This window comes from Pseudarthrobacter defluvii, assembly GCF_030323865.1.
Lineage (GTDB): Bacteria > Actinomycetota > Actinomycetes > Actinomycetales > Micrococcaceae > Arthrobacter > Arthrobacter sedimenti.
Window position 1 is genome coordinate 492868 of sequence record NZ_CP066362.1, and the last position, 26462, is coordinate 519329.

At 65.9% G+C, this 26462-nt stretch carries 26 protein-coding genes, 1 pseudogene and 1 riboswitch; of the genes and pseudogenes, 15 read left to right on the forward strand and 12 right to left on the reverse strand.

The genetic code is table 11. The features are described from left to right. Nucleotides 1–18 precede the first annotated feature (18 nt). Nucleotides 19–747, reverse strand: a complete 729-nt coding sequence (locus tag JCQ34_RS02420) for a CoA transferase subunit A (protein WP_286401475.1) — start codon at nucleotides 745–747, stop codon at nucleotides 19–21. A gap of 163 nt (nucleotides 748–910) precedes the next feature. Between JCQ34_RS02420 and JCQ34_RS02425 the strand changes: the two genes are divergently transcribed. Then, nucleotides 911–1708 carry an IclR family transcriptional regulator gene (locus tag JCQ34_RS02425; RefSeq protein ID WP_286401479.1) on the forward strand — a complete coding sequence of 266 codons (798 nt, stop codon included), beginning with the start codon at nucleotides 911–913 and terminating at the stop codon, nucleotides 1706–1708. A 105-nt stretch (nucleotides 1709–1813) separates the two neighbouring features. Here the strand turns inward: JCQ34_RS02425 and nadE are convergent, their stop codons facing one another. Beyond that, nucleotides 1814–2668, reverse strand: coding sequence for an ammonia-dependent NAD(+) synthetase (gene nadE, locus JCQ34_RS02430; protein WP_286401481.1), 855 nt, complete (start codon nucleotides 2666–2668; stop codon nucleotides 1814–1816). 75 nt (nucleotides 2669–2743) lie between these two features. On the opposite strand from nadE, the pseudogene JCQ34_RS02435 reads away from it, so the two are divergent. Further along, nucleotides 2744–3994 (forward strand): annotated as a pseudogene (locus tag JCQ34_RS02435) (FAD-dependent oxidoreductase); the annotation flags it as partial. Nucleotides 3995–4042: 48 nt separating this feature from the next. After that, nucleotides 4043–4627 carry an orotate phosphoribosyltransferase gene (pyrE, locus tag JCQ34_RS02440; RefSeq protein ID WP_286404258.1) on the forward strand — a complete coding sequence of 195 codons (585 nt, stop codon included), beginning with the start codon at nucleotides 4043–4045 and terminating at the stop codon, nucleotides 4625–4627. Here pyrE and JCQ34_RS02445 read toward each other — a convergent pair. Beyond that, nucleotides 4624–5253 (reverse strand): flavin reductase family protein, encoded by a 630-nt coding sequence (locus tag JCQ34_RS02445; protein ID WP_286401482.1) that lies wholly within the window; start codon nucleotides 5251–5253, stop codon nucleotides 4624–4626. The genes pyrE and JCQ34_RS02445 overlap by 4 nt on opposite strands. A 64-nt stretch (nucleotides 5254–5317) precedes the next feature. Between JCQ34_RS02445 and JCQ34_RS02450 the strand changes: the two genes are divergently transcribed. The 4 genes from JCQ34_RS02450 (at nucleotide 5318) to JCQ34_RS02465 (ending at nucleotide 8650) form a co-directional block, all read left to right on the forward strand. Continuing rightward, a complete protein-coding gene (locus JCQ34_RS02450) occupies nucleotides 5318–6031 on the forward strand; it encodes an ArsR/SmtB family transcription factor (protein ID WP_286401483.1) in 714 nt (237 codons plus the stop codon). A 61-nt stretch (nucleotides 6032–6092) separates the two neighbouring features. Continuing rightward, nucleotides 6093–6839, forward strand: a complete 747-nt coding sequence (locus tag JCQ34_RS02455; protein WP_286401484.1) for a GAF and ANTAR domain-containing protein — start codon at nucleotides 6093–6095, stop codon at nucleotides 6837–6839. 80 nt (nucleotides 6840–6919) lie between these two features. Further along, entirely contained in the window at nucleotides 6920–7540 is a 621-nt protein-coding gene (locus tag JCQ34_RS02460) for a hypothetical protein (RefSeq protein ID WP_286401486.1), read from the forward strand. 69 nt (nucleotides 7541–7609) lie between these two features. Then, entirely contained in the window at nucleotides 7610–8650 is a 1041-nt protein-coding gene (locus tag JCQ34_RS02465; RefSeq protein ID WP_286401488.1) for an alpha/beta fold hydrolase, read from the forward strand. On the opposite strand, the gene JCQ34_RS02470 is transcribed toward JCQ34_RS02465, so the two are convergent. Next, nucleotides 8647–9483, reverse strand: a complete 837-nt coding sequence (locus tag JCQ34_RS02470) for an HAD-IIA family hydrolase (RefSeq protein WP_286401490.1) — start codon at nucleotides 9481–9483, stop codon at nucleotides 8647–8649. The genes JCQ34_RS02465 and JCQ34_RS02470 overlap by 4 nt on opposite strands. Before the next feature lie 70 nt (nucleotides 9484–9553). Here JCQ34_RS02470 and JCQ34_RS02475 point away from each other — a divergent pair, with 70 nt between their 5' ends. From JCQ34_RS02475 to JCQ34_RS02485, 3 genes are all read left to right on the forward strand, one after another. After that, nucleotides 9554–10210 carry a TrmH family RNA methyltransferase gene (locus JCQ34_RS02475; RefSeq protein WP_286401491.1) on the forward strand — a complete coding sequence of 219 codons (657 nt, stop codon included), beginning with the start codon at nucleotides 9554–9556 and terminating at the stop codon, nucleotides 10208–10210. A 261-nt stretch (nucleotides 10211–10471) separates the two neighbouring features. Further along, entirely contained in the window at nucleotides 10472–11491 is a 1020-nt protein-coding gene (gene fbaA / locus JCQ34_RS02480; RefSeq protein WP_286401494.1) for a class II fructose-bisphosphate aldolase, read from the forward strand. Continuing rightward, a complete protein-coding gene (locus JCQ34_RS02485; protein WP_286401496.1) occupies nucleotides 11492–11914 on the forward strand; it encodes a DUF3151 domain-containing protein in 423 nt (140 codons plus the stop codon). 74 nt (nucleotides 11915–11988) lie between these two features. Here the strand turns inward: JCQ34_RS02485 and JCQ34_RS02490 are convergent, their stop codons facing one another. Both JCQ34_RS02490 and JCQ34_RS02495 read right to left on the reverse strand, forming a co-directional pair. Further along, complete coding sequence (locus JCQ34_RS02490) at nucleotides 11989–12618, reverse strand: uracil-DNA glycosylase (RefSeq protein WP_286401498.1); 630 nt, start codon at nucleotides 12616–12618, stop codon at nucleotides 11989–11991. Between the two features lie 203 nt (nucleotides 12619–12821). Further along, a complete protein-coding gene (locus JCQ34_RS02495) occupies nucleotides 12822–14030 on the reverse strand; it encodes a cobalamin-independent methionine synthase II family protein (protein WP_286401499.1) in 1209 nt (402 codons plus the stop codon). Nucleotides 14031–14043: 13 nt separating this feature from the next. Next, a riboswitch (SAM riboswitch) is annotated at nucleotides 14044–14148 on the reverse strand. A gap of 231 nt (nucleotides 14149–14379) precedes the next feature. Here JCQ34_RS02495 and JCQ34_RS02500 point away from each other — a divergent pair. From JCQ34_RS02500 to JCQ34_RS02520, 5 genes are all read left to right on the forward strand, one after another. Then, nucleotides 14380–15444 (forward strand): M14 family zinc carboxypeptidase, encoded by a 1065-nt coding sequence (locus JCQ34_RS02500; protein WP_286401500.1) that lies wholly within the window; start codon nucleotides 14380–14382, stop codon nucleotides 15442–15444. 236 nt (nucleotides 15445–15680) lie between these two features. After that, a complete protein-coding gene (locus tag JCQ34_RS02505) occupies nucleotides 15681–16970 on the forward strand; it encodes an adenylosuccinate synthase (RefSeq protein ID WP_286401502.1) in 1290 nt (429 codons plus the stop codon). Nucleotides 16971–17147: 177 nt separating this feature from the next. Further along, nucleotides 17148–17531 carry a YegP family protein gene (locus JCQ34_RS02510; RefSeq protein ID WP_286401503.1) on the forward strand — a complete coding sequence of 128 codons (384 nt, stop codon included), beginning with the start codon at nucleotides 17148–17150 and terminating at the stop codon, nucleotides 17529–17531. Nucleotides 17532–17829: 298 nt separating this feature from the next. Beyond that, a complete protein-coding gene (locus JCQ34_RS02515) occupies nucleotides 17830–18381 on the forward strand; it encodes an RNA polymerase sigma factor (RefSeq protein ID WP_286401505.1) in 552 nt (183 codons plus the stop codon). After that, nucleotides 18378–19346, forward strand: a complete 969-nt coding sequence (locus JCQ34_RS02520; RefSeq protein ID WP_286401508.1) for a hypothetical protein — start codon at nucleotides 18378–18380, stop codon at nucleotides 19344–19346. The genes JCQ34_RS02515 and JCQ34_RS02520 overlap by 4 nt, the downstream gene beginning before the upstream one ends. Nucleotides 19347–19407: 61 nt before the next feature. Here JCQ34_RS02520 and JCQ34_RS02525 read toward each other — a convergent pair whose 3' ends face one another. Genes JCQ34_RS02525 through JCQ34_RS02550 form a run of 6 tightly spaced genes read right to left on the reverse strand, consistent with a single transcriptional unit; the run spans nucleotide 19408 to nucleotide 26332 of the window. After that, nucleotides 19408–19902 (reverse strand): CoA-binding protein, encoded by a 495-nt coding sequence (locus JCQ34_RS02525; RefSeq protein ID WP_286401510.1) that lies wholly within the window; start codon nucleotides 19900–19902, stop codon nucleotides 19408–19410. Further along, nucleotides 19899–21245, reverse strand: a complete 1347-nt coding sequence (locus JCQ34_RS02530; protein ID WP_286401511.1) for an O-acetylhomoserine aminocarboxypropyltransferase/cysteine synthase family protein — start codon at nucleotides 21243–21245, stop codon at nucleotides 19899–19901. Before JCQ34_RS02530 ends, JCQ34_RS02525 begins: the two co-directional genes overlap by 4 nt. Further along, complete coding sequence (gene sfnG, locus JCQ34_RS02535) at nucleotides 21245–22438, reverse strand: dimethylsulfone monooxygenase SfnG (protein WP_286401514.1); 1194 nt, start codon at nucleotides 22436–22438, stop codon at nucleotides 21245–21247. The genes JCQ34_RS02530 and sfnG overlap by 1 nt, the downstream gene beginning before the upstream one ends. Continuing rightward, nucleotides 22435–24387: an acetate--CoA ligase gene (acs, locus tag JCQ34_RS02540; protein ID WP_434738942.1), complete on the reverse strand. Its 1953-nt coding sequence runs from the start codon at nucleotides 24385–24387 to the stop codon at nucleotides 22435–22437. Before acs ends, sfnG begins: the two co-directional genes overlap by 4 nt. Continuing rightward, nucleotides 24378–25280 (reverse strand): ABC transporter permease, encoded by a 903-nt coding sequence (locus JCQ34_RS02545; protein WP_286401519.1) that lies wholly within the window; start codon nucleotides 25278–25280, stop codon nucleotides 24378–24380. Before JCQ34_RS02545 ends, acs begins: the two co-directional genes overlap by 10 nt. Then, a complete protein-coding gene (locus JCQ34_RS02550) occupies nucleotides 25280–26332 on the reverse strand; it encodes an aliphatic sulfonate ABC transporter substrate-binding protein (protein ID WP_286401520.1) in 1053 nt (350 codons plus the stop codon). Before JCQ34_RS02550 ends, JCQ34_RS02545 begins: the two co-directional genes overlap by 1 nt. Between the last annotated feature and the right edge of the window lie 130 nt (nucleotides 26333–26462).

The window sequence follows — 26462 nt, forward strand, 5'->3', positions numbered from 1 at the left end:
TTGAAAAGTGGCGGGGGTTTAGACAGCTAACGCTGCAATGTCTGCTCCGGCGCGCTGCCGGACGGTCCGCTGCTCGATGTCCTTGACCCGGTCCGTTGCCTGGACCAGGCGCTGGACAAAGACGCCGGGGGTGACGATGTGGTTGGGGTCCAGCTGGCCATGCTCCACGATGACTTCCGCCTCCGCGACGGTGAGGATCCCTGCCGTGGCCACCACCGGGTTGAAGTTCCTGGCGGTGTAGCGGTAGACCAGGTTGCCGTCCGTGTCCGCGGTGTGGGCGTGGACCAATGCGACGTCGGCCAGTATGGCGCGCTCCTGGACGTACTTTTCGCCGTCGAACACCTCGTGCGGCTTGCCTTCGGCAACCACGGTGCCCACGCCGGTCTTGGTATAGAAGGCCGGGATACCGGCGCCGCCGGCGCGGAGCCGCTCGGCGAGGGTGCCTTGAGGGGTGAATTCCACCTCGAGCTTGCCGGCGAGGTACTGCTCGGCGAACAGCTTGTTTTCACCCACATAGGAGGCGATCACCTTGCGGACCTGGCCCGCCTCGATCAGGAGGCCCAGGCCCTTGCCGTCCACGCCCATGTTGTTGGACACGACGGTAAGGTCCCGGACACCGGAGTCCCGGACGGCTTCGATCAGGTCGGCTGGGATGCCGCTGAGGCCGAACCCGCCGACGGCCAGGGTGATGCCGTCCTGCAGGGCCCCTTCCAGGGCGGCGGCGGCAGAAGCCTGGAGTTTCTTCATGACGTCTCCTCGTTGAGCGCAGTGGCGTCCACTTGGTGGACACCTGGATCTGAGTTTGGAGACTACGGGCGCCTGGCCGGGAGTGTCAAGAATCACTTCTCTAGGCATTACAGTATGGACAGTAGGAACAAAAGCATCCATATTGTGGACACTGGGAGGGTTGATGGCGACGACGCCGGTACAGGGCGCCCAGGTTGTGGCGCGAATCGCCGGGCTGCTGCGCCTGGTGGGCCGGAGCGCCGAAGGCATGCCGCTTGCCGGCCTGGTCCGGGAATCGGGACTCACCCGGCCCACGGTCCACCGGCTCCTGGCATCACTGGCCGCGGAAGGACTCCTGGACCACGACCCCATCACGGGCAACTGGGTTCTGGGCCCGGAAATCCTGCTGATGGGGTCGGTGGCTTCAGCCAGGTTTCCCATGGAGGACATTGCCCGGCCCAGCCTGCGCCGGCTGGCACAGGCAACGGGGGAGAGCGCCTTCTTCTCGATCCGCCGCGGGGCCGAAACGGTATGCCTGCTGCGCGAGGAGGGCAGCTTCCCGGTCCGGTCCTTCGTCCTGCACGAGGGCGTCCGGTTCCCGTTGGGGGTGGCGTCGGCCGGGACCGCCATCCTGGCGTTCCTGCCGAAGAGCGAGCAGGAGGAACTGCTGGGCCACTGGAGCGAACACGCCGGAGCCTTCGCCGCGAACCACACTCCGCAGCTGGTGCGGGAGAACCTGGCCCGCACCCGGCTGGCCGGCTACTCGGTGAACCCCGGGCTGGTCCTGGAGGGAAGCTGGGGGATGGGGGCCGCCGTGTTTGACCGTTCCGGGAAGCCTGCGTGGGCGCTGTCCCTGACCGGCATCGAGCCGCGCTTCAAGCCCGAGCGGCAGGAGGAGCTGGGTGGCCTGCTGATGGCGGAGGCGCACCGGATTACCCAGCAGCTGGGCGGGGGCGGCGACGGCGGCCGGCGCACCCGCTGAGTCTCCCCGGCTTTGGCGTGAAACCACGACGGCGGGCCGCGCTTTTCCGGCGCGGCCCGCCGTCGTACTCCCCAAAGATGGGGAAAAATCAGCAGAAGCGGAGGGCTACAGGCCAGCGCGGGGCTCCTCCGGGCCCTCTTCCTTCCACCAGGTGTCAAAGATGGTCACCGGCACCGTGCGCTTGTGGCGGGTGCGCAGGTACTTCTGCTCGATGGACTCGGCCACGGCGTCCGGCACCTCGCGGCCTTCGAGGTAGTCGTCGATCTGGTCGTAGCTGATGCCCAGTTCATCCTCGTCGGTGCGGCCCGGCCGGTCATCGAGCAGGTCGGCCGTGGGAACTTTCTCCCAGACCCGGGCCGGCGCACCCAGCTCGGCCAGCAGGGCCCTGTTCTGCCGCTTGTTGAGGCCAAACAGGGGCAGGATGTCCGCGCCGCCGTCGCCGTACTTGGTGAAGAACCCCGTGACGGATTCGGCGCCGTGGTCCGTGCCGAGCACCAGGTAGTTGAACTCGCCGGCCAGCGCATACTGGGCGATCATCCGGGTGCGGGCCTTGGTGTTGCCCTTGTGGAAATCGGAAATCTCCGAACCCACGGTCTTCTCGAACTCGTCCTCGAAACCGTCCACCGCCGCGGAGATGTTAAAGGTCCATTCCGTCTTGGCCTTGATGAAGTCCAGGGCCGCCTGGGCGTCTTCCTCATCATGCTGCACGCCGTAGGGCAGGCGGACGGCCACGAAATTGGCCTCGACGCCCTCGGCTTCAAGCTCGTCCACTGCCAGCTGGGCAAGCTTTCCCGCGAGGGATGAATCCAGGCCGCCCGAGATGCCCAGGACGAAGCCCTTGGTGCCGGTGGCCTTGAGGTATTCCTTGAGGAACGTGACGCGTTTGCGCACCTCCCCTGCTGGATCGATCCGGGGCTGGACGCCCATTTCTGCAATGATCTTGGCCTGGAGTTCGCGCATGTGGTCCAGCCTAGCCAGCGCTGTCAACAACCCTCAACTGTTCCACGAGGGTTCTGCGGGGCGTAGCGTAATGCCATGGAGCGGACAGGGTGTGCCGTGGTGGGCGGGGGCCCGGCGGGGATGATGCTGGGCCTGCTGCTGGCCCGGGCCGGGGTGCACGTAACGGTCCTGGAAAAGCACCGCGATTTCCTGCGTGACTTCCGCGGTGACACGGTGCATGCCTCCACTGTCCGGCTGATGGACGAACTGGGTTTGGGCGCGGGGTTCCGCGCCCTGCCGCAAAGCCGCCTGAGCAATGTAGCCGTCCCGGTCCCCGGCACCGGCCTGGTCACCCTTGCCGCCTTCGACTCCCTGAAACCCCCGTACAACTACGTGGCTATGATGCCCCAGTGGGACTTCCTGGATTTCCTCGCGTCCGCGGCCGCGGAGGAACCGACGTTCACATTGCTCCTGGAAACCGAAGCAACGGGTTTGGAGTTCGACGGCGGGCGGGTCACCGGAGTGCGCTGCCGCAGGGCCGGAGCCACCGGCGAGCAGGTGCTGCACGCCGACGTGGTGGTGGCCGCGGATGGACGGCATTCGGTGCTGCGCCAGGCGGCCGGGATGCGGACCAAGGAGTATCCCGTGCCTTTCGACGTTTGGTGGTTCACGCTTCCACGCCACGCCTCCGAGAAAGGTGAAGTTGCCGGGGTGGTGCCCGCCATCGGCGACCGGGACGCCATGATCGCGCTCAACCGCACCAAGTACTACCAGATGGGCTATCTCGCCCCCAAGGGTTCCGACGCCCTGATTCGCTCCAATGGTGTGGACCGGTTCCGGCAGCGGGTGGCGGCGCTCCGCCCGGACCTCGCGGACCGCGTCGAGTCCATCCGCAGCGTGGAGGACCTGCACTGGCTGGACGTCAAACTGAACCGCCTGCGCCGATGGTACGTGGACGGCTTCCTGTGCATTGGGGACGCGGCGCACGCGATGTCCCCCGCCGGGGGAGTGGGAATCAACCTCGCCATCCAGGACGCAGTGGCAGCCGCGGAACGGCTGGCTCCGGACCTTCGCCGGGGATACGTGCGCACCAAAACCCTCGCCGCGATCCAGCGCCGCCGCCGCATGCCCACGGTGGTGGTGCAGACCGTGCAGCGCGTCATGCACAGGGTGGTGTTCGTTCCGCTCTTCGAGGGGAGGCTGTCCGGAGACACGCTGGCAGGCAAGGGGGTTGGTGGCAGGTTCCTGATACAGCGGGCCATCTTTTTCATCCTCCGCCACAACCCCGTGGTAAAGCGCGTACTCCCGCGCGTCATCGCGCTGGGACCGCGCCCGGAGCATGCGCCGGGGTTTGCGCGCCCACTCACGGTCCGCCCACCCACTAAACTTGAAGCCATGACTTCGCCCACTGACACTGCGGTAGACACCGCGGCTGCCCGCGCCCGACTGCTCGAACTGATCAAGGAGCTCGCCGTGGTCCGCGGCAAGGTGATCCTTTCCAGTGGAGCTGAGGCCGACTACTACATCGACCTCCGCCGCATCTCGCTGCACCACGAGGCGTCCAAGCTGGTGGGCCAGGTCATGCTGGCGCTGGCGGACGACGCCGGCATCGACTTTGAGTGCGCCGGCGGGCTGACCATGGGTGCCGACCCCGTGGGTACAGCCGTGATGCACGCCGCCGTTGACGCCGGCCGCACCGTTGACGCGTTCGTGGTCCGCAAGGCGCAGAAGTCCTACGGCATGGGCCGCCAGGTGGAGGGCCCCTCCGTCGAGGGCCGCAAGGTGCTGGTCCTGGAGGACACCTCCACCACGGGCGGCTCCGCGCTCACGGCAGTCGAAGGCGTCCGGAAAGCCGGCGGCAACGTTGTGGCAGTGGCCGTGATCGTGGACCGCGACACCGGTGCCAAGGAAAAGATCGAAGCCGAAACCGGCGTGCCGTACCTGTTCGCGTTCGGCAAGGACGAACTGGGGCTGGACTAGACCCCGCGGCCGGACGGGCCGCTGGTCTGGGCGGTGAACCGCTGCTCCGCCCTTGCGTTTTGGCCAAGATGGCGACCTTTCCCAAAGTAGTGGCGGAATGTATAGAACATGGGCCGCCAGGTTCGCACGTCCACACGGGAGGTATCGAGCGCCAGGTCATCGCGGACTTGCACCTGCCGGACGCGTACATGGATTGCATGCAGGTCGGCTTCCAAGGGCCACGAGTTGTCCAGGGTCGCCTCGATATGGACGGGACATTGCGCAATCCGTTGGGGAGCGGTCCGCAGGCCCGGCAACGGGTCCCAGCCCGCCACGGCCCATTTGTCGTGCTCGGTGCGGTAGCTGCTGCCCTTCACGGCCGGCACCGGGTCACTGCCCGTGGTCATGGAGATCCGTTCGATGGCCGGCGCCATGCATTCCTCGGGAAGATTGAGCACCACCTCGCCGGTGCGGATCAGGTTCCGGTAACCCTGGCTACGGGAGCTGAGCCCCAGGACGTAGTGGTCTCCCAGCGACCACGCGGAGGAGATGGGCGTGATGTTGGTGGTTCCATCCGGGTTGCTGGTGGTTAGCAGGACCACCAGGGAGCCGAAGTAGTGGACGCTTGGGGAAATCGTGGTGAACATGGGTTCATCCTTCCCGGGAGAAGGTTTGAGGGGGGACAAACTGTCCTCCGGGCAGGATGGCTGCATGACAGCGTATTGGGCTGAGGACCTCGCCCTGATAGCCAGGGCGATGGGAGAAGCGTCGCGGGCGCGGATCCTGGTTGCCCTCATGGATGCCCGGGCCTGGACAGCCACAGAACTTGCCGGCTGTGCGCGGATCAGCAAGGGCACGGCCACCACGCATTTGAACCATCTCGTTGATGTCGGCCTGCTGGATGAAGTGCGCCAGGGGCGGCACCGGTATGTACGGTTGAAGAACCAGGGTGTAGCCGACGCGATCGAAGCCATGGTCCGGCTCAGTCCTTCACCCGGCCCGGAAGTTCCCACGACCTACCGCGGGGGCAGGCATAAGCAGGAGCTGCAACATGGCCGGACCTGCTACCAGCATTTGGCCGGGGCAATGGGGGTCAAACTGACCGCCCTGTGGCAAACCCGTGGGTTCATCACCCCGGCTTGGGAGGTGAGCGGGGCCGGGTTTGACTGGGCGGAATCGATTGGCCTGCGGTTCCCCGACAAGCCGCCACGCCCTTTGGTCCGGCCGTGCCTGGACTGGACCGAACGTGTTGACCATGCCGCCGGCGTGCTGCCGGATCTTTTCACCCAGCACGCACTGTCGTCAGGATGGCTCAAGCGCGGATCGCATCCCCGCTCCGTCGTCCTGACTGAATCAGGCGCCGGGCGGCTTGCCGGCTTGGGACTGGCCAATGCGCTTGGAGCCCCCATAGGCGCTGATTTATGATGTGCGTTAACACTTTTCAGTTGCTTGGAGACCATGCATCTTGCTCCCCCCAGAACAGCCCTTGAGCGCAACCGACCAGGTGCAGAACCTGATCCTGGAAAGCGCTGATTTCGAGGATTTCCTTAACGAACTCGCCCGGTTCTCCGCCCACCAAATGGCAGGGGACGGCGACGATGCCCTGTGCGGCATCACCTTGCTCCGTGACCGCAAGGCAGCCACCATTGGCTGGAGCAGCCCCTCGGCGCGGGAAGTGGACGAGATCCAGTACTCCCTTTCCCAAGGTCCTTGCCTGACTGCGGCGAAGGAAGAACGGGAAGTCTACGTTCCGGATCTGCTGCAGGAGGACCGGTGGGGCCCGGACTATGCCGCTGCGGTTGCCTCGCATGGCCTGCGCTCGGTCTTTTCCCTGCCCTTCCACCTGCAGGGCGAAGCCAGGGCAGCCCTGAACCTCTACTCTGATTTCCCGCACAAGTTCGACGGGCGGGCTGCGGAGAGGGCCAGGGACTTCACCCGGGAGATCTCACAGGCCCTGCGCCTGGCCGTCAGGTTCTCGCTGCACGCAGACAGCGCGACCAACCTCAAGGCCACCCTGGAATCCCGCACCATCATCGACATCGCGGTGGGCATCGTCATGGCGCAGAACCGCTGCAGCCAAGAGGCCGCCGTCGAAATCCTCACCGAGGCGTCCAGCAACAGCAACACAAAGCTGCGGGACATCGCCAAGTCACTGGTTGATTCGGTGGGCGGTCCCGGTGCGCGCACCTACTACCAGGAGCCGGGGAAGGTCGGGTCGGGCCCCAGCGCCTGACGGCAGCTTGTGCGGGGGCTTCACGGGGGTTACGCTTGCGGAGGTTGAGCCGTCGGCCATAGACCTCTTTTGGAGTACCTATGGACCGCGTATTAGACGCACTCGTTAACCTTGATGTCCCTGCCGACATCGTCCGGATTGAAGTCCGGGGGGCCCTTCACCACGACACCCGTGCTGACCTGGTCCACATTATCCGCCGCGTCCGAAGGATGGGCATCCGCTGCCGCATCTGCGTTGATCTTTCGCAGGCTGAGCTTATTGAATCCTCCGCGCTGGCCGGGCTGCGGACGGATCTCAACGCAATCGCCACCAACTCATTGCTGGGTGTTCCTTCCGCCACGGTGGAACTTCAGCTCACGCCCGCCGCGCATGATTGGGCCCCGGAGAATGCCGCCAGCTGCCAGCCGCTCCTGATGGACGACGACGTCCGTGAGCTTTTCCCCGGGGGCGAGTTTGCCGGTGAGTTCCCCCAGCTGCCCGTCATGTGGATCCAAGAGCTGTACGGCCGCCCGCTGACCGAATACACAGACGAGGAACTGCTCCAGGCGAGTGACGCGGTCTTTGCGCTCCTGGACACCCCGGAAGCCCCCGACGGAGCGGACCTGCTGGGCCGCTACAACGATATCGGCCTGGAAATCCTCCGCCGCCGGCAGGAACCCCACGCGCCGTTCCCAGCTGCGGAAGGGCAGGCCGCCAGCTGACCCTCCCGTCACCAAACGGTTACCTCCACCGGTTGCAGTGGCCACTTTCGGTGGGCTTACGGTAGGAGGGTGCCGTATGAGGGGGAGGTAAGTCCGCAGGGCCGGCGCTGGGTCCCAGACGCCCGGCTGCTGCTGGAAGCGGCTGCCCTAAAGCGCTTTTCACGGCGCAGCTTCCTGGCCGGTGCCGGGGCCTCCGGACTTCTGGCTGCCGACATGCTGGTGACCCGCGACGTGCAGTCGCAGCGCCGCAGCACCAGGATCCTGACCGTTCCTGATGACTTCGCCGACGCCTACTACCCGGACGCCAGCTGGTTCCTGTTCCCGGGCTACAAAACCAGCTGGGAAGAGGCGCAGTGGATCCTCAACACCATGCGCGGCGCCCTGAACAAGCGGGCCCGGCTAGCCGCCGTCGGGTACTCCAATCTGGGCCTGAACATCACCGAGGTGGTCAACGCCATCACTGACTACATCGCCGCCGAGAAGATCACCAAGCTGTTCTTTTACGGACACAGCTTTGGCGGCATGCTGGCAACACAGGTGGCTGCGCGGCTGCTGGCGTTGCAGGGAGTCCAGGTGCAGTTCATCCTCCTGGACTCCAGCCCCTACAGCGCGCACGACGTCCTGGACCAGAGTTGGTTCGACGGCGTGGTGTTCCTTTACGAGAGCGGGGTCAGGTTCCCGTCCACCCTCCGCGGCGGCTATGAACTGGGGGAGCGGATCATCCACAAGGACGAACGGAGCTGGCGGCAGATCCTGAACCAGACGCTGGAGCAGCTTTCACCGATTGCCCCGTCCAATGTCCTGGTCCAGACGGAGTCCGCCTACATCTACCACTTCGAGGGAAGCCAGTTCGCCGGCCATCTTGGCACAGCCAAGATGGCCTACATAGGCAATCCCAAGGACGGGACCGTGGACTACGAGACCGCGTCCGAAACGTGGTCCGTGGTGTTCAAGGACAACATGGTCTCAAGCAACCTGCAGACCACCGGTGCTGCCCCCGCCCACGCCAGCCCCGGCTGGAATCCGCAGATCTACCGGCCCCTGGTAAAGGAGTTGCTGGACGAGTACTTCCCACTTCCCCGGGGCGGTTCCCGGGTCAGCATCTTCTAGATCTGGTTCTTCAGGTCCGCCACCGAGTTCAGCACCTGGTTGGGCCGGAACGGGTACGCGGCGATGTCGTCCTTGTGGGTGATGCCGCTCAGGACCAGGACGGTGTGCAGGCCAGCCTCCATGCCGGCAATGATGTCCGTATCCATCCGGTCACCGATCATGGCGGTGGTTTCGGAATGGGCGTCGATCTGGTTCATCGCCGAACGGAACATCATGGGGTTCGGCTTGCCCACAATGTAAGGCTCCCTGCCGGTGGCCTTGGTGATCAGGGCCGCGATGGCGCCGGTGGCGGGCATCGGGCCGTCCTTGGAGGGGCCGGTGGCGTCCGGGTTGGTGGCGATGAACCGGGCACCGGCCAGGATCAGGCGGATGGCGGTGGTGATCGCTTCGAAAGAGTACGTGCGCGTCTCGCCGAGCACCACGAAGTCGGGGTTCTGGTCGGTGAGGATGAAGCCTGCCTCGTGCAACGCCGTCGTCAGCCCTGCCTCGCCGATGGTGTAGGCGCGGTTCCCGGATTCAGCGCCCCCGGCGGACACCTGGTCCTTCAGGAACTGGGCCGTGGCGAGGGCGGAGGTCCAGATGTTTTCCTCCGGGATCTCCAGACCGGACGCGCGCAGGCGGGCGGCGAGGTCGCGGGGGGTAAAGATGGAGTTATTGGTCAGCACCAGGAAGCGCTTTGAGGTATCCACCCAGCGCTGGATCAGTTCCGCGGCTCCCGGGATGGGCTGGTTTTCGTGGACCAGGACGCCGTCCATGTCCGTCAACCAGCACTCGATGTCCTGGCCGCTGCGGTATACCGCGGGGTTGCCTGCTACCTCGTCTGCCTCTGCCATGCCTGCCTCCGCCTGTGATGGTTGCCCGAAGAGTCCAGTCTAGTGTTGAAGGGTGAACCAAACGCCCGGCATGACAGACGAACCCGACCACCAGCCCGGGGAGGCCGAACCCGCAAAGGCGGAGGTCGGCGTCGGGCCCTGGGAAGGGGAACTTCCCGAAGGCGACCACTGGGACCCTGATCTGCTGGCCGACGGCGACCGGCGCAACGTCCTGGACAAATACCGCTACTGGAAGCACGAGGCGATCGTCGCGGAACTGGACTCGCGGCGCCACAACTTCCACGTGGCCATCGAAAACTGGCAGCACGACCTGAACATCGGCACCGTGGTGCGCACCGCCAACGCCTTCCTTGCCAAGGAAGTGCACATCATCGGCCGACGGCGGTGGAACCGGCGCGGTGCCATGGTCACCGACCGCTACCAGCATGTCCGCCACCACCCCACCGTTGAGGACTTTGTCCAGTGGGCGCAGGGGGAGGGGCTCGCGATCATCGGAATCGACATCTTCCCGGACTCCGTGCCGCTGGAAACCTACGAGCTGCCCCGGGACTGCGTGCTGGTCTTCGGACAGGAGGGGCCGGGCCTGACCCCGGAAGTCCACCAGGCTGCCGTCGCCACGCTGTCCATCGAGCAGTTCGGTTCCACCCGCTCCATCAATGCGGCCTCCGCCGCCGCCATCGCCATGCACGCGTGGATCCGCCGGCACGTCTTCAACCAGCATGTCTAGGGAAGGGCCGCTTCCTTTGGACGGCCAGGGTGCGGGTGGTGGGCCCACGCCCGCAGGGTTCCCTGGCTGAGCTTGCGAAGTTAGGGTGCGGGTGGTGGGCCCACGCCCGCAGGGTTCCCTGGCTGAGCTTGCGAAGTTAGGGTGCGGGTGGGGCGTAACCCAGAGCACTCCCGGCCCGCTAATGGCTAGGATGGTGCCAAGCCGTAAGCGGTCTACTTGAGGGTCTTCCACCCACAGACGAAACTCAGCAGAGGAGCCAGCATGCCCATTGCAACCCCAGAGATCTACTCCGAGATGATCGACCGCGCGAAGGCGGGCGGCTTCGCATACCCGGCCGTGAACGTCACGTCCTCGCAGACCCTGAACGCAGCCCTCCGCGGCTTCGCCGAGGCCGAGTCCGACGGCATTGTCCAGGTTTCCACCGGCGGCGCAGCCTACTGGTCCGGCGCCTCCACGAAGGACATGGTCGCCGGTTCCCTGGGCTTCGCGGCTTTCGCCCGGGAGGTTGCCAAGAACTACGGCGTTAACGTCGCCCTGCACACGGACCACTGCCCCAAGGACAAGCTGGACGGATTCGTCCTGCCCCTGCTCGAGGCTTCCGAGGCTGAGGTCAAGGCCGGCCGCAACCCGCTGTTCAACTCCCACATGTGGGACGGCTCCGCCGAAACCCTGCAGGAGAACCTGAAGATCGCACGCGACCTGCTGGCACGCACCGCTGCGGCGAAGATGATCCTCGAGGTTGAAATCGGCACCGTCGGCGGTGAAGAGGACGGCGTGGAGAACGCCATCAACGACAAGCTCTACACCACGGTCGAGGACGCCCTGGCCACCATCGACGCCCTGGGCGCCGGCGAGAACGGCCGCTACATCACCGCCCTGACCTTCGGAAACGTCCACGGCGTGTACAAGCCCGGTGGCGTTAAGCTGCGCCCGGAGATCCTGAAGGACATCCAGGCCCAGGTGGGTGCCAAGATCGGCAAGGAGAACCCGTTCGACCTGGTGTTCCACGGCGGCTCCGGCTCCTCCGACCAGGAAATCGCGGACGCTGTTTCCTACGGCGTGATCAAGATGAACATCGACACCGACACCCAGTACGCCTACACGCGTCCCGTGGCGGACCACATGTTCAAGAACTACGACGGTGTCCTGAAGGTGGACGGCGAAGTGGGCAACAAGAAGACCTACGACCCCCGCGTCTGGGGCGCTTCCGCAGAAGCAGGCCTGGCGGCCCGCGTGGTGGAAGCCACCAAGCAGCTCGGTTCGGCCGGAAAGACCTTCTAGATGTCGGACGAGTTCCGCCGGAACCTGATGGGGCCGGAGCCCACGCTCCTGCCCGCCGAGACCGAAGTGTACGGACAGCTGGACGCCGGTCAGGAAGCCCTGGACCTGGTGGAAAAGCACCCAACGTCCTCGCTCCTGTGGGCCATCCTGGCCGAGGAAGCCTGGGCGGAGGGGCGCACCATCGACTCCTACGCCTATGCGCGGGTGGGCTACCACCGCGGCCTGGATTCGCTCCGGCGCAATGGCTGGCGGGGCGTGGGGCCCATCCCGTGGGAGCACGAGCCCAACCGCGGCTTCCTGCGGGCGCTCTACTCCCTGGGGCGGGCGTCCTCGGCCATTGGCGAGGCTGACGAGCCGGAGCGGATCGAGAAATTCCTCAACGACTCGGACCCCAAGGCGAAAGCGGCCATCGAGGGTGCCTGAGGCCCAACGGCCTTAAAGCAGACGACGGCGGGCGGTGACTTTCATTCCGAAAGTCACCACCCGCCGTCGTTCGTTTAAGGTTTGGCGATGCCGGTGCGGGCCATGGCGTCGGCGTAGGCCGTGCGCATGTCTTCGAGGAACTCCTCCTGGCGTGCAGGGGAACCGGCGAACGCGCGGCCGCTCAGCGAGCGGACCTTGTAGGTCTTCAGGCCGCGGCGCCACAGCAGGGGCACCTCGGTCTTCAGCAGCAGGTTGGCCAGGCGGTTGGCTTCAGTGCCGTGCGCCACGATGACCGATGCGCGGGGCACCAGGGCCAGGAACTTCAGCAGGGGCTTCAGGCCGGCCTGAACCTGGTCCGGGGTGAACTTGCCGTTGGGTTCGCCGGGAACGTGCCAGGGGTGGACGTTCCACGGCATCACGAACTCGGGGCGCAGGCCCAGCTTCCACTGGATGCCCAGCATACGGGTGGCGGCGTCCTGGTCGCCGGCGGTGATGAAGCCGGACGGATCCGCCTCACCGATGTTGGAGTAGAGGCTGACAATGCGGCATTCTTCAACGTCGTGCATCGGATCCACGTAGGGGACCACGGTTCCGGGCTTGGTCTCCCGCAGGGAATCGCACAGTTCGTTGACGGCTGCCACGCTGGGTTCGTAGCGGCGGCTCATGAGCTGTTCGTGGAATGTTTCGGGGGCCAGGGCTGTCATGAAGTGCTGGTTCTCCTGCGGGGATTGGCGTTGCTGCCGCCGGCAGATGAGGGCGCGGGCAGGCGCAACGCATCAGCAGCGGTTGGTTGGGGTGGGCCGGACCTCGCCGGCCTTCCCCAGTTTAGCAAGCCCCGGGAAGCGAAACGCCGGCTGCCCCTTTCCGGTGATGGAAGGAACAGCCGGCGCCCGGACTGCAGGCGTATTTACCAGAGCCGGTTGGTGGCGCGGCGGGCACCCTCGCCCAACGCCTCCAGCTTGGCGAAGGCAATCTGCGGGTGCACGCGGCCGCCCAGGCCGCAGTCGGTGGAGGCAATGACGTTCTCCCGGCCCACCACGTCGGCGAAACGGACGATGCGGTCCGCCACCAGGTCCGGGTGCTCCACGACGTTTGTGGCGTGCGATACGACGCCCGGAATGATCACCTTGCCTTCGGGGAGCTTGGTGTCCTCCCAGATCCGCCATTCGTGTTCGTGGCGCACGTTGGCAGCCTCGAAGGAGTAGGCGCCGGCGTTGACCTGCAGCACGGAGCCGATGATGTCTGCGAACGGGATGTCGGTGGTGTGCGGGCCGTGCCAGGAACCCCAGCAGACGTGCAGCCGGATTTGCTCCTGCGGAAGGTCCCGGAGGGCCCAATTGGTAGCCTCGACGCGCAATTGGATGAACTTCAGGTAGTCCTCCAACGACGGTTCGGGGTTGATCTGGTCCCAGCTCTCGGCCAGGGACGGGTCGTCGAGCTGCACGGTGAGTCCGGCGTCGATGATCGCCTTGTATTCCTCCCGCATGGCGTCGGCACAGGCGTAGACCAGTTCCTCGTCGGACTTGTAGTACTCATTGGCCACCCGGGCGCAGGAGCCGGGGGAAAGCGAGGCCACGAAACCGTCGGAGAGGCCCGCAGCGGCCAGCCCGGTCTTCAGGTTCCTGATGTCCGACGCCACAAGGTCCTGGCCCGTGTACGTCAGCGGCCCGGCGATCTTGGGCTGGGTGACCGACTTGCGGTTTGAGAGGATGCCCGAGGACGGATCGCTATAGGCGTCGTTGAACTTCTGCCGGTCGCGGCGGTCCGGAAAGGAGGTCAGGACGATGTGGCCCGGCGAGGAGCGGTGGACTTGCGAGTCGGCCCAGCGGTCCACGTTGGTCGGTTCCAGGCCGCCGAGTCGGGAAAACGAGTAGTTCCACCAAGCGCCGTAGTCCACGGAAGTGGACATGGTGTGGCCGTACTCGCCGTCGTTGGCGATGTCGACGCCCAGGTCTTTTTGTCGCTGGACAATGTCCACCACCGAGGCCTCGAGGAGATCAAGGAATTCCGGGGTGATGCCGTCGGCTTCCTTGGCCGCATTTGCTGCGATGAGTTCCGGGGTGCGGGGGAGGGAACCGGCGTGGGTGACGCGGATGTGGTCGGTGTTCAGGGACATGCTGGAATCTCTCTTTCCATCGGTCCTGGCAGTAGCACCTTCGGCCAGCAGGACTCCTGCTGGACCGTGGTTGCTGCGGCGTCATCGAGCCAGGTCTCTCGGCCGCTCCGGATGGTTCCCTCTCACTTAAAGCGAGAAGCGCGGGTCTGGGCAAGTCCTGTCCGCTTTGTGTCGCACCAGATGCCGGCGCTTACTTCTTCTGTGCTGTTGGCGTACTTACAGCTTTCGTCCAGCGTATTGACAGATTCTGTCCAGCTTGGTTGGCTCTTGTCACAGCCAAATGAGGGAAACGATGGCTGACTGCCCACTCGCACGAACCGCATCGCACCCAAAGAAGAGGTCATTCACCGTGAACAAATCCCTGGCAACCTTCAGGAACCTTGCCCTTTCCGGCGCCCTGGCGCTCGCCGTCGTGGCCGGACCGGCGCCGCTGGCCATCGCAGTGGGCGAAGGCCCCGGCTATGACGGCAACGGCCAGATCACCACAACAAAACTGGCCACCTATGACCAGATGGTTTCCTTCCTGAAGGACCAGGACGCCAAGCAGCCCGCCATGGAACTGGAAGTCATCGGCCAGACCGTGAAGGGCCGCGACATCCACCTGGTCAAGTACATTTCCGATCCGGCCAAGCCCACCATCCTCTACCTGACCCAGCAGCACGGCAACGAACAGCTCACCACCGAGGGCGCCATGGAGTTCATCAAGCACCTGGGCACCGGCAAATCGGCGGACATCCTCAAAGGCGTGAACATCCTGGTGGTGCCCATGCTTAACGCGGATGGCGCCATGGGGGACGTCAACTTCTCCCTGGACAACTACCTCGCCAAGGGGGACCGGCACCTCACCCGCTACAACGCCCAGGGCGTGGACCTGAACCGCGACCACGTGGCCAAGGTCCAGCCGGAAACCCAGGCGCTGCACAACAACGTGATGCGCAAGTACCGGATCGACTACATGATCGACCTGCACCACCAGGGCACCCGCGCCGAGCGTGACGGCAAGCTGGTCTCCGGCTCCATCCTGTACCCCACCACTCCCAACGCAGATCCCGCCGTCGTCGAAAAGTCGAAGCAGCTGGGCGCCGTGGTCTTCAACAACGTCGACTCGACCGGCTGGGGCCACCTGGGCAAGTACCAGGGCGGCAGCGCCGAGACCATCAGCCGCAACGGCATCTCCGTGGAATACGGCATCGCCACCTTGCTCTTCGAGATGCGCGGCATGTCCGACCACTACCTGGACGGCTACGCGCTGGGCCAGCGCAGCAACGGCTACCTGATCAAGCAGACGGTCACCACGCTGACGTCCACCGCCGCCGCCATTGCGGACGGTTCCATTGCCGACGCCGACACCTCCTTCTGGGACACCCTCGCCGAGCAGACGTCCCGGCCCGCCGGGGAGGCGGACGACGAATAGCGCGCCAAGGGCCGCCGCTGCCCTATACGCCTGAAGGGCAGCGGCGGGCCAAACGGTGGACAAAGTGCCCCATCGGCTAAACTTGGGTGGTAAGAGCCCCGGGACTCTTCCTTCGCCGTGCCGTGCTGCGGCCGCGCGAAGGCCGGTATGTTCGGGGCATTCTCATGAACGGCGCTGCATAGGCCTGCCACCTGGTGGCCGGACCCGGGCAGCCCGAACGAATGGGGGAGGATCCCATGCCAGCAATTGTGATCGTAGGAGCCCAGTGGGGCGACGAAGGAAAAGGCAAGGCCACCGATTTGCTGGGCGGCCGTGTTGACTACGTCGTCAAGCCCAACGGCGGCAACAACGCCGGGCACACCGTCGTCGTGGGCGGTGAAAAGTACGAACTCAAGCTGCTGCCGGCAGGCATTCTCAGCCCCAATGCCGTTCCCATCATCGGCAACGGCTGCGTTGTGAACCTCGAGGCACTCTTCCAGGAAATCGACGGCCTGCAGGCCCGTGGCGCCGACACGTCCAGGCTGCGCGTCTCCGCCAACGCCCACCTGGTGGCCCCGTACCACCAGGTCCTGGACAAGGTGACCGAGCGATTCCTCGGCAAGCGTGCCATCGGCACCACGGGCCGCGGCATCGGCCCCGCCTACATGGACAAAGTTGCCCGGTTGGGCATCCGCGTCCAGGACGTCTTTGACGAATCCATCCTCCGCCAGAAGGTGGAAGGCTCGCTGCGCCAGAAGAACGAACTCCTGGTCAAGGTCTACAACCGCCGCAGCGTGGTGGTTGACGAGATCGTGGAGTACTTCCTGTCCTTCGCCGAGCGGCTCCGCCCGCTGGTCATCGACAGCACCCTGGTCCTGAACTCCGCCCTGGACGAAGGCAAGGTGGTCCTCATGGAAGGCGGCCAGGCGACGTTCCTCGATGTGGACCATGGCACCTACCCGTTCGTCACCTCCTCCAACCCCACCGCAGGCGGCGCATCGGTTGGCTCCGGCATCGGGCCCACCCGGATCTCGCGCTCCATCGGCATCATCAAGGCCTACACCACCCGCGTTGGCGCCGGCCCCTTCCCCACGGAACTCTTCGACGAGATGGGCATGTACCTGCAGAAGACGGGCGGTGAGTTCGGCGTCAACACCGGCCGGCCGCGCCGCTGCGGCTGGTACGACGCCGTCCTGGCCCGCCACGCCTCCCGCGTCAACGGCTTCACGGACTACTTCGTGACCAAACTGGACGTGCTCACCGGCATCGAACAGATCCCCGTGTGCGTGGCCTACGACGTGGACGGAGTCCGGCACGACGAAATGCCCATGACGCAGACCGAGTTCCACCACGCCAAGCCGATCTTCGAGTACTTCGACGGCTGGACCGAGGACATCACCGGCGCCCGGACCCTTGCGGACCTGCCGGAGAACGCGCGGAACTACGTGCTGGCGCTGGAGAAGCTCTCCGGCACTCGGTTCTCTGCCATTGGCGTTGGCCCGGACAGGGACCAGACGATTGTGGTCAACGACCTCATCAACGACTAACCCGCGCTTAGAGCGCAGCATGACGACGGCGGCAGGCCACCTTTGCAGGTGGCCTGCCGTTTGCTTTGGTGCTGGGGTGGAAGCAATTTACACAGGCTTAACGCGGCCGGTCTTGTGAGGCGGCTGGCGTGGCAGCCACACTCGGTAGTACCCCCTGGTGCCCAAGGAAGGACTGTCATGGCTGGAAAATTCGAAGCATTCATCGACGCTGATTCATTCTTCCGGTTCCGGCTCCTGGCTCCTGACGGGGGAGTAATCGCGATCTCAGGCCCGTACGAAGATAAGGCATCGGTGGCGGCCGGGATCGCCGCGGTGCGGGAATGTGCCGGCACCGGCCTGGTCACCGATCTGTGCCCCGCGGGAGCCGTAACCCGTCCCGGCGAAGCGGTAAACCGTCACGGAACCCCGCCCGCTGCCGCGAGTGCCGCGGAGCCGCGGGCCGTCGTCGTGCCCGTCTGCGGCGAAGAGCGCCTGCCCGTCAGGCTGCACGCATTCGCACTGGCCAAGGCGCCCCGACGGCAAGCGACGTCCCCGCGGTGGACCAGGACAGCAGCCCGCTGAAAAAACTTTTGAAAGTTTTTTTGAAAACGCGTAACCCTGACTGCAGCGTTGGCGATTACCCCTATGAAGTGCCGGTCTGGAACCTGTCCCCCATCACGTTCCAGGCCGGCTCTTTTATCTTTCCCCGTAGGTAGCTTCCCCGCCTGACCCCGCACCGGACCGTACCCCGCACCGGACCGTACCCGGCACCGTGGCGTTCCGGCAGGGTGGTTACCGGAGGGTAGAGTGGGGGCCAGCGTTCCGGATGTACTGAGCGCTTGCCTTGCCAACACCCTCTTTGACGGAAAGCACTACGTCAGTGACCGATGCACAGACAGATGAGGCTCCGGACCAGCCAGTTTCCGGTACCGCTGCCTTCAGCCTCGTCTACAGGACATACGCATCACAGGTACTGGGCTATCTCACGGCCCGGGGAGTCGAGGATCCGGAGGCCGCCATGCAGGAAGTGTTCCTTTCGGTGCTGCCCAGGCTCGACACCGTCCATGGAGGAGAAGCCGGGCTGAAGACCTTTATCTTCTCCGTTGCCCATGCCCGGATGGTGGATGACCACCGCCGCCAAAGCCGGACTCCGGTCAAGCTGTCCTTCGAGCCCGAACTCGACCAGCGCGAAGATACCTCCGCGGAGAAGGAAGCCCTGCGGCGCATCTCGCCCCGGGAAGTCCTTGGGCTGCTGGACGGACTGCCCCAGGACCAGCGGGAAGTGCTGTCGCTTCGGCTGGTGGGCGGCCTTTCCATAGAACAGACAGCGGAAACCATGGATAAGAGCGCCGGTGCGGTGAAACAGCTCCAGCGGCGCGCCTTGCTCAAACTCCGGGAACTTAAGGCAGTGAAGGAGTATCTCACGCCATGACATCCGCCTCGGATAACCTCGCCACCCTTGTGGACGACATGCTCCAGGACGCAGGCTGCGGCCAGGACGCGGAACTTCGTGACGCCCTGCTCTCGCTCGGCACCATGGCATCGCTGCCCGTACCCGCTCCCACCGGGGAGTTGGCCGCATTGCTTGCTGCAGGTGTGCCGCCAACGGCTGAAGTGCCTGATTCGGGTGAGCCGGATGCAGAGCAGCCAGGTGGCCCGCCGCAGGAGGAGCCAGGCGTCCAGCCGCAGGACGAACTTGCCCGCCGCCGTCGCCGCCAGCGCCCTACGGCGCTGGGCCTGGTCCTGGTGGCCGGGATGGGACTCGGCGTTGGTGGAGTTGCTGCCAGCACCACCGCTCCCGGGGGCAACGCCATCGAGCAGGTGCTGGAGGAGTGGGCACCGTGGAGCCGGCCTGCCGCCGACGCGTCAGCCGCCGGGGACGGTACCGGGGCGGCCAGCCCGGGTTACCGCGCGCCTCAAGCGGCGGCAGACGGTGAACCCGCATCAACCGCTGCGCCCGGCGCGGCTGCCGACGCCGCAAATCCGGCGTCCCGGCTCCTGCGGGGTCATGCGGGCCTGTCCGGAAACTTCCCGCCGTGCACCAGCCCGGTGAGGCTTGCCGCCGAACAGGGTACAGCGAAGTGTGGGGCGACCGGGGACAACGGTTCATCCGGGGCAGCTGCACAGGGCAATGGAGCCGGCAGCGGCAAAGGCAACGCGGGACCGGCCGGGGCTGACGGAACGACGGCAGGGCCGGGCTCGCAGGGAGTGGCGAAGGCTGAACCGCCGGCAGCCAGTACTCCGGCCGGGGCCCAGGGGACAGCCGGTGCCGGCGCGCAGAAGCCGGCAGGCTCCGCGGGCAATGCGGGGCAGGGCCAGCCCCAAAGCCAGACACAGGGCCAGTCGCAGGGCGGGAACCCGGGCAACGCGCAGAAGGGTGCCTTCCCCGCGAAATGACCGTTAAAGACGACAGCGGGCCCGTGGCAACGGGCCCGCTGTCGTCTTTCGAAGGGAAGCGTTACGCCAGGACCTGGCGTTTGGAGGAAACCACGCCGGTATCGAAACCGGCCAGGTGAAGTCCGCCATGGAAGCGCGCGTGCTCGATTTTCACGCAGCGGTCCATCACCACATTGAGCCCCGCGGCTTCCGCGGCTGCTGCCACGCCTTCATGCCATGAGCCCAGCTGCAGCCAGAGCGTCTTCGCGCCCGCGGCCACTGCCTCGTCCAGGACACCGGGAAGGTCGTCGTGCTTGCGGAACACGTCAACAATGTCCGGGCTTTCCGGCAGGTCCGCCAGCGAGGCGTAGGTGGGCTGGCCCAGGATCTCCTTGACCACCGGGTTGACGAAGTACACCTTGTAGCGGGTGGAGGACAGCAGGTAGGTGGCCACAAAGTAGCTGGCCCGGGACGGCTTGTCCGAGGCGCCAACAATGGCAATGGACTTCGCCTGCCGGAGCAGGGAAAGCCGCTCCGGTGCGGACGGGCCGGACCAGGTGCGTTCGGCGGTGCTCATGCGTTTGCTCCGATCGTGCAGGCTTCTGCGGGTTCTTCAGCGATGGCTCCGGGCACCGCTTTGGACGCTTCGGTGAGTGCCTGGTCCAGGTCCCACAGGATGTCCTCGATGTCCTCGAGGCCCACCGAGATGCGGACCAGATCCTCCGGCACACCCGCCGATTCAAGCTGGGCCGCACTGAGCTGCTGGTGGGTGGTGGAGCCGGGGTGGATTACCAGGGTCCGGGAGTCGCCCACGTTAGCGAGATGCGATGCCAACTGCAGCGACTCGATGAACTTCTGGCCGGCAGCGCGGCCGCCCTTGACCCCGAAGGAGAACACCGATCCAGGGCCCTGCGGCAGGTACTTGCGTGCCCGTTCGAAGTGCGGGTGCGACGGCAGCCCGGAGTAGTTGACGTAGGCTACCCGGTCATCGTTTTCCAGCCATTCGGCCACGGCCTGTGCGTTCTTCAGGTGCTCGTCCAGCCGCTGCGGCAGGGTTTCGACACCCTGGAGCAGCTGGAACGCCGACTGCGGCGAAAGGGCCGGGCCAATGTCCCGCAGCTGCTCGGAGCGGAGCTTGGTGAGGAAGCCGTACTCGCCGAAGTTGCCCCACCAGGAGACGTTGCCGTAGGAAGCCACAGGCTCGGTCATGGTGGGGAACTTGCCGTTGCCCCAGTTGAACCGGCCGCTTTCCACCACTACGCCGCCCAGTGTGGTGCCGTGCCCGCCCAGGAACTTCGTGGCTGAGTGGATCACGATGTCGGCGCCGTGTTCAATGGGCCGCACGAGGTACGGCGTGCTCAAGGTGGCGTCGACCACCAGGGGGATCCCGGCGTCGTGCGCCACTTTTGCCAGCGCCGCAAGGTCCTGGACCTCCGACGACGGGTTGGCCACTGCCTCCACGAAAATCGCCTTGGTGTTGTCTTGGACAGCCGCGGCGTAGTCTGCGGGGTCCGTGCCGGGGACGAAGGTGGTGTCCACGCCGAACCGGCGGAGGGTCACGTCCAGCTGGGTCACGGTGCCGCCGTACAGCTGGGAGGCTGCCACGATGTGGTCTCCCGCCTGCGTCAGGGCCGCGAAGGTGATGAACTCCGCTGCCATGCCCGACGACGTCGCCACGGCTCCGATTCCGCCCTCAAGGGACGCGATGCGCTCCTCGAACGCCGCGACGGTGGGGTTGCCGATGCGGGAGTAGATGTTGCCGTACTTCTGCAGGGCGAACAGGTTGGCCGCGTCGTTGGTGTCCTTAAAGACGAACGACGTGGTCTGGTAGATGGGGACGGCGCGGGCGCCGTGCTCGGCGTCGGGGGTGCCGCCGGCGTGCAGGGCGCGGGTGCGGAAACCGAAGGTGCGTTCAGCCATCAGACAGCCACCGCTTCGGCGGTAACCGGGGTGCTGGACAGGTCGAGCTCGGTGCCGTTCTTCCGGGCCAGGTCCGCCTCAAGCTCGCGGACGATCGGCAGGATGTCCCGGCCGAAGGCGGCCACCTCCTCCTGGAAGTGCAGGTAGCAGGTGAGGAACAGGTTCACGCCGATCTTCTTGTATTCGACGATCCGTTCTGCGATCTGCTCCGGCGTTCCGATCAGCTGGGTCTTGAAGCCGTCGTTGTACTGGATCAGGTCCTCGAACGTGGAGTCGGCCCACATACCCTTGCCGTCCTTGGTGGAGGCCCCGGCTTCCTGGACCGCGTCCCGGAAGCCCTGCACGGCCGGCTTGTGGGCTTTCTGCACGATTTCCCGGAGCGTGTCCCGGGCCTCCTTCTCCGAGTCGCGGGCGATGACGAAACCGTTCAGCCCGAAGCGCGGAGCGGCCAGCTGGCCCGGGGTGCCGCGGCGGGCTTCACCGGCCGAAGCGACGACGCCGGCAATGTTCTCCTTGAAGCCCTCCAGGTCCTTGCCGTTGGAGAAGTACCAGTCGGCCACCCGGCCTGCAGTGGCCTGGGCCGCCGTCGAGTTTCCGCCAAAGAAGATCTCCGGGTGCGCCCGGCCCGGGACGTCCACGGGAGCGGGGTTCAGGGTGAAGTCGGTGATGTTGTAGTACTTGCCGGACTGGCTGTACTCCTGCTCGGTCCACAGGCCGCGCAGCACGTTGATGAATTCCTCAGTGCGGACGTAGCGCTCGTCGTGCTCCAGCCACTCAAGGCCGAAGTTGGTGAACTCGCTCTTGAGCCAGCCGGAGACGATGTTGACGGCGGAACGGCCGTTGGAGATGTGGTCCGCCGTGATGATGTACTTCGCCAGCACACCCGGGTGCCACATGCCGGGGTGGACGGCGGCGATTACCTTGAGCCGTTCGGTGGCGGCCAGCAGGGCAAGGCTGAACGAGGTTGCCTCGTGCTGCTTGTCCGCCCCGTAGGAGGCGGCGTACCGGGTCTGGGTCAGCGCGTACTCGAAGCCGGACTCCTCCGCGATGCGGGCCAGCTTCTTGTTGTAGTCGAAGTCCCAGCCGGTGCGCTGTTCGATGGTGGACACCACCAGGCCGCCGGAGACGTTGGGCACCCAGTAGGCGAACTTGAGCGGTTCGGAGAGACGTGCGACGTTGCTGGTGTCTGTCATGATTCTTCCTTTGGTAGGGCCCGCTGGCGCAGGACGTCCTGGATGCCGGCGATGGCCGGCTCGTTCTGGAGTGAGGTGGTGTCGCCCAGGGTCGTTCCTTCGAACAGCTGGGTGAGCAGCCGGCGCATGATTTTGCCGCTGCGGGTCTTGGGAACGTCAGGGACCACGACGACGTCGCGCGGCTTGGCGATGGGGCCAATCTCCCTGGCGACGTGGTTGCGGAGCTCCTGGGCACAGTCAGCCGGGGAACCGGCCTTCAGCACCACGAACGCGACGACGGCGTGCCCCGTCTTGGGGTCCGCCACCGGGCAGACGCCGGCTTCCACCACGTCCGAGTGCGATACCAAGGCGGACTCGATCTCGATCGTGGAGAGCAGGTGGCCGGAAACATTCAGGGTGTCATCCACCCGGCCCAGGATCCAGATGTCGCCGTCGGCATCGTATTTGGCGCCGTCGCCGGCCAGGAACCAGCCCTGGTCCGCATACTTGCTCCAGTAGGAATCAAAGTAGCGCCGGGGGTTGCCCCAGACGGTGCGCGCGATGGCGGGTCCGGGGGAGTCCACCACGATGTTTCCCTGGACGCCCGGCGCAACGGTACTGCCGCCGTCGTCCACGATCCTGGTGCTGACGCCCGGCAGCGGGCGTGCCGCGCAGCCGGGTTTGAAGCTGGTGTCCGTGGGCGCGGGGGAGAGGATCGTGGCGCCGGTTTCGGACTGCCACCACGTGTCCACCACCGGTGCGGTGCCGGCGCCCACGTTCTCGCGCAGCCAGCGCCAGGCCTCCGGATTGACCGCTTCCCCAACGGTGCCCAGCAGGCGGATGGAGGACAGGTCGTAGGTGTCCGGAACGCCGTCCGGGAACCAGCCCATGAGGGAACGCACCAGCGTGGGTGCTGTGTAGTACTGCGTCACGCCGTAGCGTTCGATGATCTCGAAGTGCCGGCCCGGATGCGGGGTGTTCGGGGTGCCCTCGAAGGTCACCTGGGTGACGCCGTTGGAGAGCGGGCCGTAGATCTCGTAGGTGTGCGCCGTGACCCAGGCAAGGTCCGCGGTGCACCAGTGCACGTCCCGGTCCCGCAGGGCAGGGTCCGGGTTGCTGAACAAGTGCTCGAAACTCCAGGACGCCTGCGTGAGGTAGCCGCCGGAGGTGTGGACCAGGCCCTTGGGCTTGCCGGTGGTGCCGGAGGTGTACATGATGAACAGCGGCGTCTCGGCGTCGAACGCCTCCGGAACGTGGACGTCCGCGGCGGTTTCGACGACGTCGTGCCACCAGAGGTCGCGGCCCTCCGTCATGGGGACGGTTGCCAGGTCGGTGGCCGGGGTGGTGCGGTTGACCACCAGGACGTGCTCGATGGCATTGTCCCCGGCGACGGCTGCATCCGCGTTGTCCTTCACGGGAACGGCCACGCCGCGGCGGAACTGGCCGTCGGTGGTGACCAGGAGCTTGGCGCCGGTGTCCTCCACCCGGAACTTCAGTGCCTCCGCCGAGAAGCCGCCGAACACCAGCGAGTGGATGGCGCCGATGCGGGCCACAGCGAGGGTGATGATGATGGTTTCGGGGATGACCGGGAGGTAGATGACCACCCGGTCGCCCTTGGTGATGCCCAGGGCCAGGAGGGCGTTGGCTGCCTTGGACACCTCGCGCTGGAGTTCGGCGTAGGTGATGGAGCGGCGGTCGCCCGGCTCGCCTTCGAAATGGAGGGCCACTTTGTTGCCGCGCCCCGCGGCTACGTGCCGGTCCACGCAGTTGGCGGCCACGTTGAGCTTGCCGCCTTCGAACCAGGTGATTTCCGGGCCGCGGCCCGCCCCGGCGTCTGCCGGAATCCAGCGGTGCGGGGTATGCCAGGGGGTGTCCCAGTCAAGTCGCAGCGCCTGCTGCTCCCAAAAGGCAACGTTGTCCGGGTGCACGCCTGCGTTCTGGTCCAACGTTTCGGTGGCGCTCAAGCCCATCGTTTCACCGCCCATTTTTCGGCCAGGCCCAGCAGGGCGTCGGTAATCTTTCCAATCACGGCCAGCATCACGATAGCCAGGAGCAGCCGGTCCGTGCGGCCGTTGTTTTGCGAGTCAATCAGCAGGAAGCCCAGTCCCATGGAGGAGGCGATCAGCTCAGCCGCCACCAGGAACAGCCAGGCCTGGGCAAGGGCCAGGCGCAGGCCGGAGAACACGGCGGGGACGACGGCGGGCAACTGCACGGTGGTCAGCAGCCGGATCCCCTTGAGCCCGAAGGCGCGGGCGGCTTCCACCAGGTTGCGGTCCACGTGGCGCAGCGCCAGGGAGACGGTGGTGAACACCGGGAAGAAGGCGCCAATGATGATGAGCGTGACCTTCGAGTCCTCGCCGATCTTCATCCACAGGATCAGCAGCGGCACCCAGGCCAGCGACGGCACTGCCCGGAGTGCGCCGATGGTGGGTGCCAGCAGGGCATCGGCGAGCTTGGACAGTCCCACGGTTGCGCCGAGGACCAGGCCCAGGGCCGCGCCCACCAGGAATCCGATAAGGACCCGCTGGGTGGAGATGGCGATGTGGGTCCCCAGTTCGCCACGGTCCACGAGCTCGCCGGCAGCGGACAGCACCATGGCCGGCGGGGGCAGCTGGACCACGGTGAACATCCCGCTGGTGGAGGCGAGCTGCCACGCTGCCAGCAGGGCTGCCGGAATGATCAGGCCAAGGGGCAGACGCGCCCAGTTCCAGGAACGGACTCCGGCGGGAGACCATCCCGGTGCCGGAGCGGGTGCCGTGCCGGCACCCGCATGGGCGGCGTCTGCCGCGGTTGCGGTGGCGGCTGCAGCACGCCCATCCGCAACACTTGCGCCGGTGGTGTAGGGCTCTCCTTGATGGCTCATCAGGAGGCCTTGATGGCTGACGGATCAGCCTTCTTCACCAGCGAGTCGTCGAGAAGGGAGGCTACGGCGTCGTCAATCTGCTTCTGCGTCTTGACGTCGCCGGTTTCCACGAAAGTGGGGCCGATCTTCTCCAATACTTTGCGCTGCGCGTCACCCGGTGCGGGGTTGACGTCCAGGTTGCTGCGCTCCAGGACTACCGTCTTGGCCACGGAGAGGTCCAGGCCGGCGACGTCAGCCAGGATCTGGGCGGTCTGGTCCGGGTTCTGCGCTGCCCAGGCACGGGCCTTTTCATAGGCGTTCACCACAGCCTGGGCCAGTTCAGGCTTGTTTTTCAGGAAGGATTCGGTGGCGTTGAGGAAGCCGTAGGTGTTGAAGTCCAGGTTGCGGTAGAAGAGCTTGGCGCCCTTCTGCTCCGCCCCTGCCATGATCGGGTCCAGCCCGGACCAGGCCTGGACCGAGCCGTTTTCCAGGGCGGTCCGGCCGTCGGCGTGCTGCAGGTTCTGCACGGTCACGTCGCTTGGCTTCAGTCCGGCCTGCTCCAGTGCCTGCAGGAGGAAGAAGTAGGGGTCGGTGCCCTTGGTGGCGGCAACGGACTTGCCCTTGAGGTCGGCCACAGACTTGATGTCTGAGCCGGCCGGTGCCACCAGGGCTGCCCACTCCGGCTGCGAGAAGATGTCGATGGTCTTGATTTTCGAACCGTTGGCACGGGCCAGGAGTGCCGCGGATCCTGCCGTGGATCCGACGTCGATGGCCCCGGAGCGCAGCGCCTCATTGGCTTTGTTCGAGCCGGCGGACTGGACCCAGTTCACGGTGACGCCCTGCTCCTTGAGGCTCGCCTCGAGCCACCCCTGCTTTTTGATCACCAGGCTCAGCGGGTTGTACGTGGCGAAGTCGATGTTCAGGGTTCCACCGCCTTTGCTGTTGCCGGCCGCCGCCGCACTGCCGGAGGAACCTTCCCCTGCAACGCATCCGGTGAGTGCCAGGACCGTGGAAACGGCGAGGGCTGCGGCGCCCAGGACTGAACGGCGGGAGATGGGCGATGCGTGCGGCATTGGTTTCCTTCGAAAACGGGATGGAACGGTGCGGAAATAGACGGTGCGGAACAGGGGAGGCCAGGCTGCGCCTGCCAAAGGGATAGGGTCCGACGGCGGCGCGGGCCACCGGGGCGGGTGAAGGTTTTGT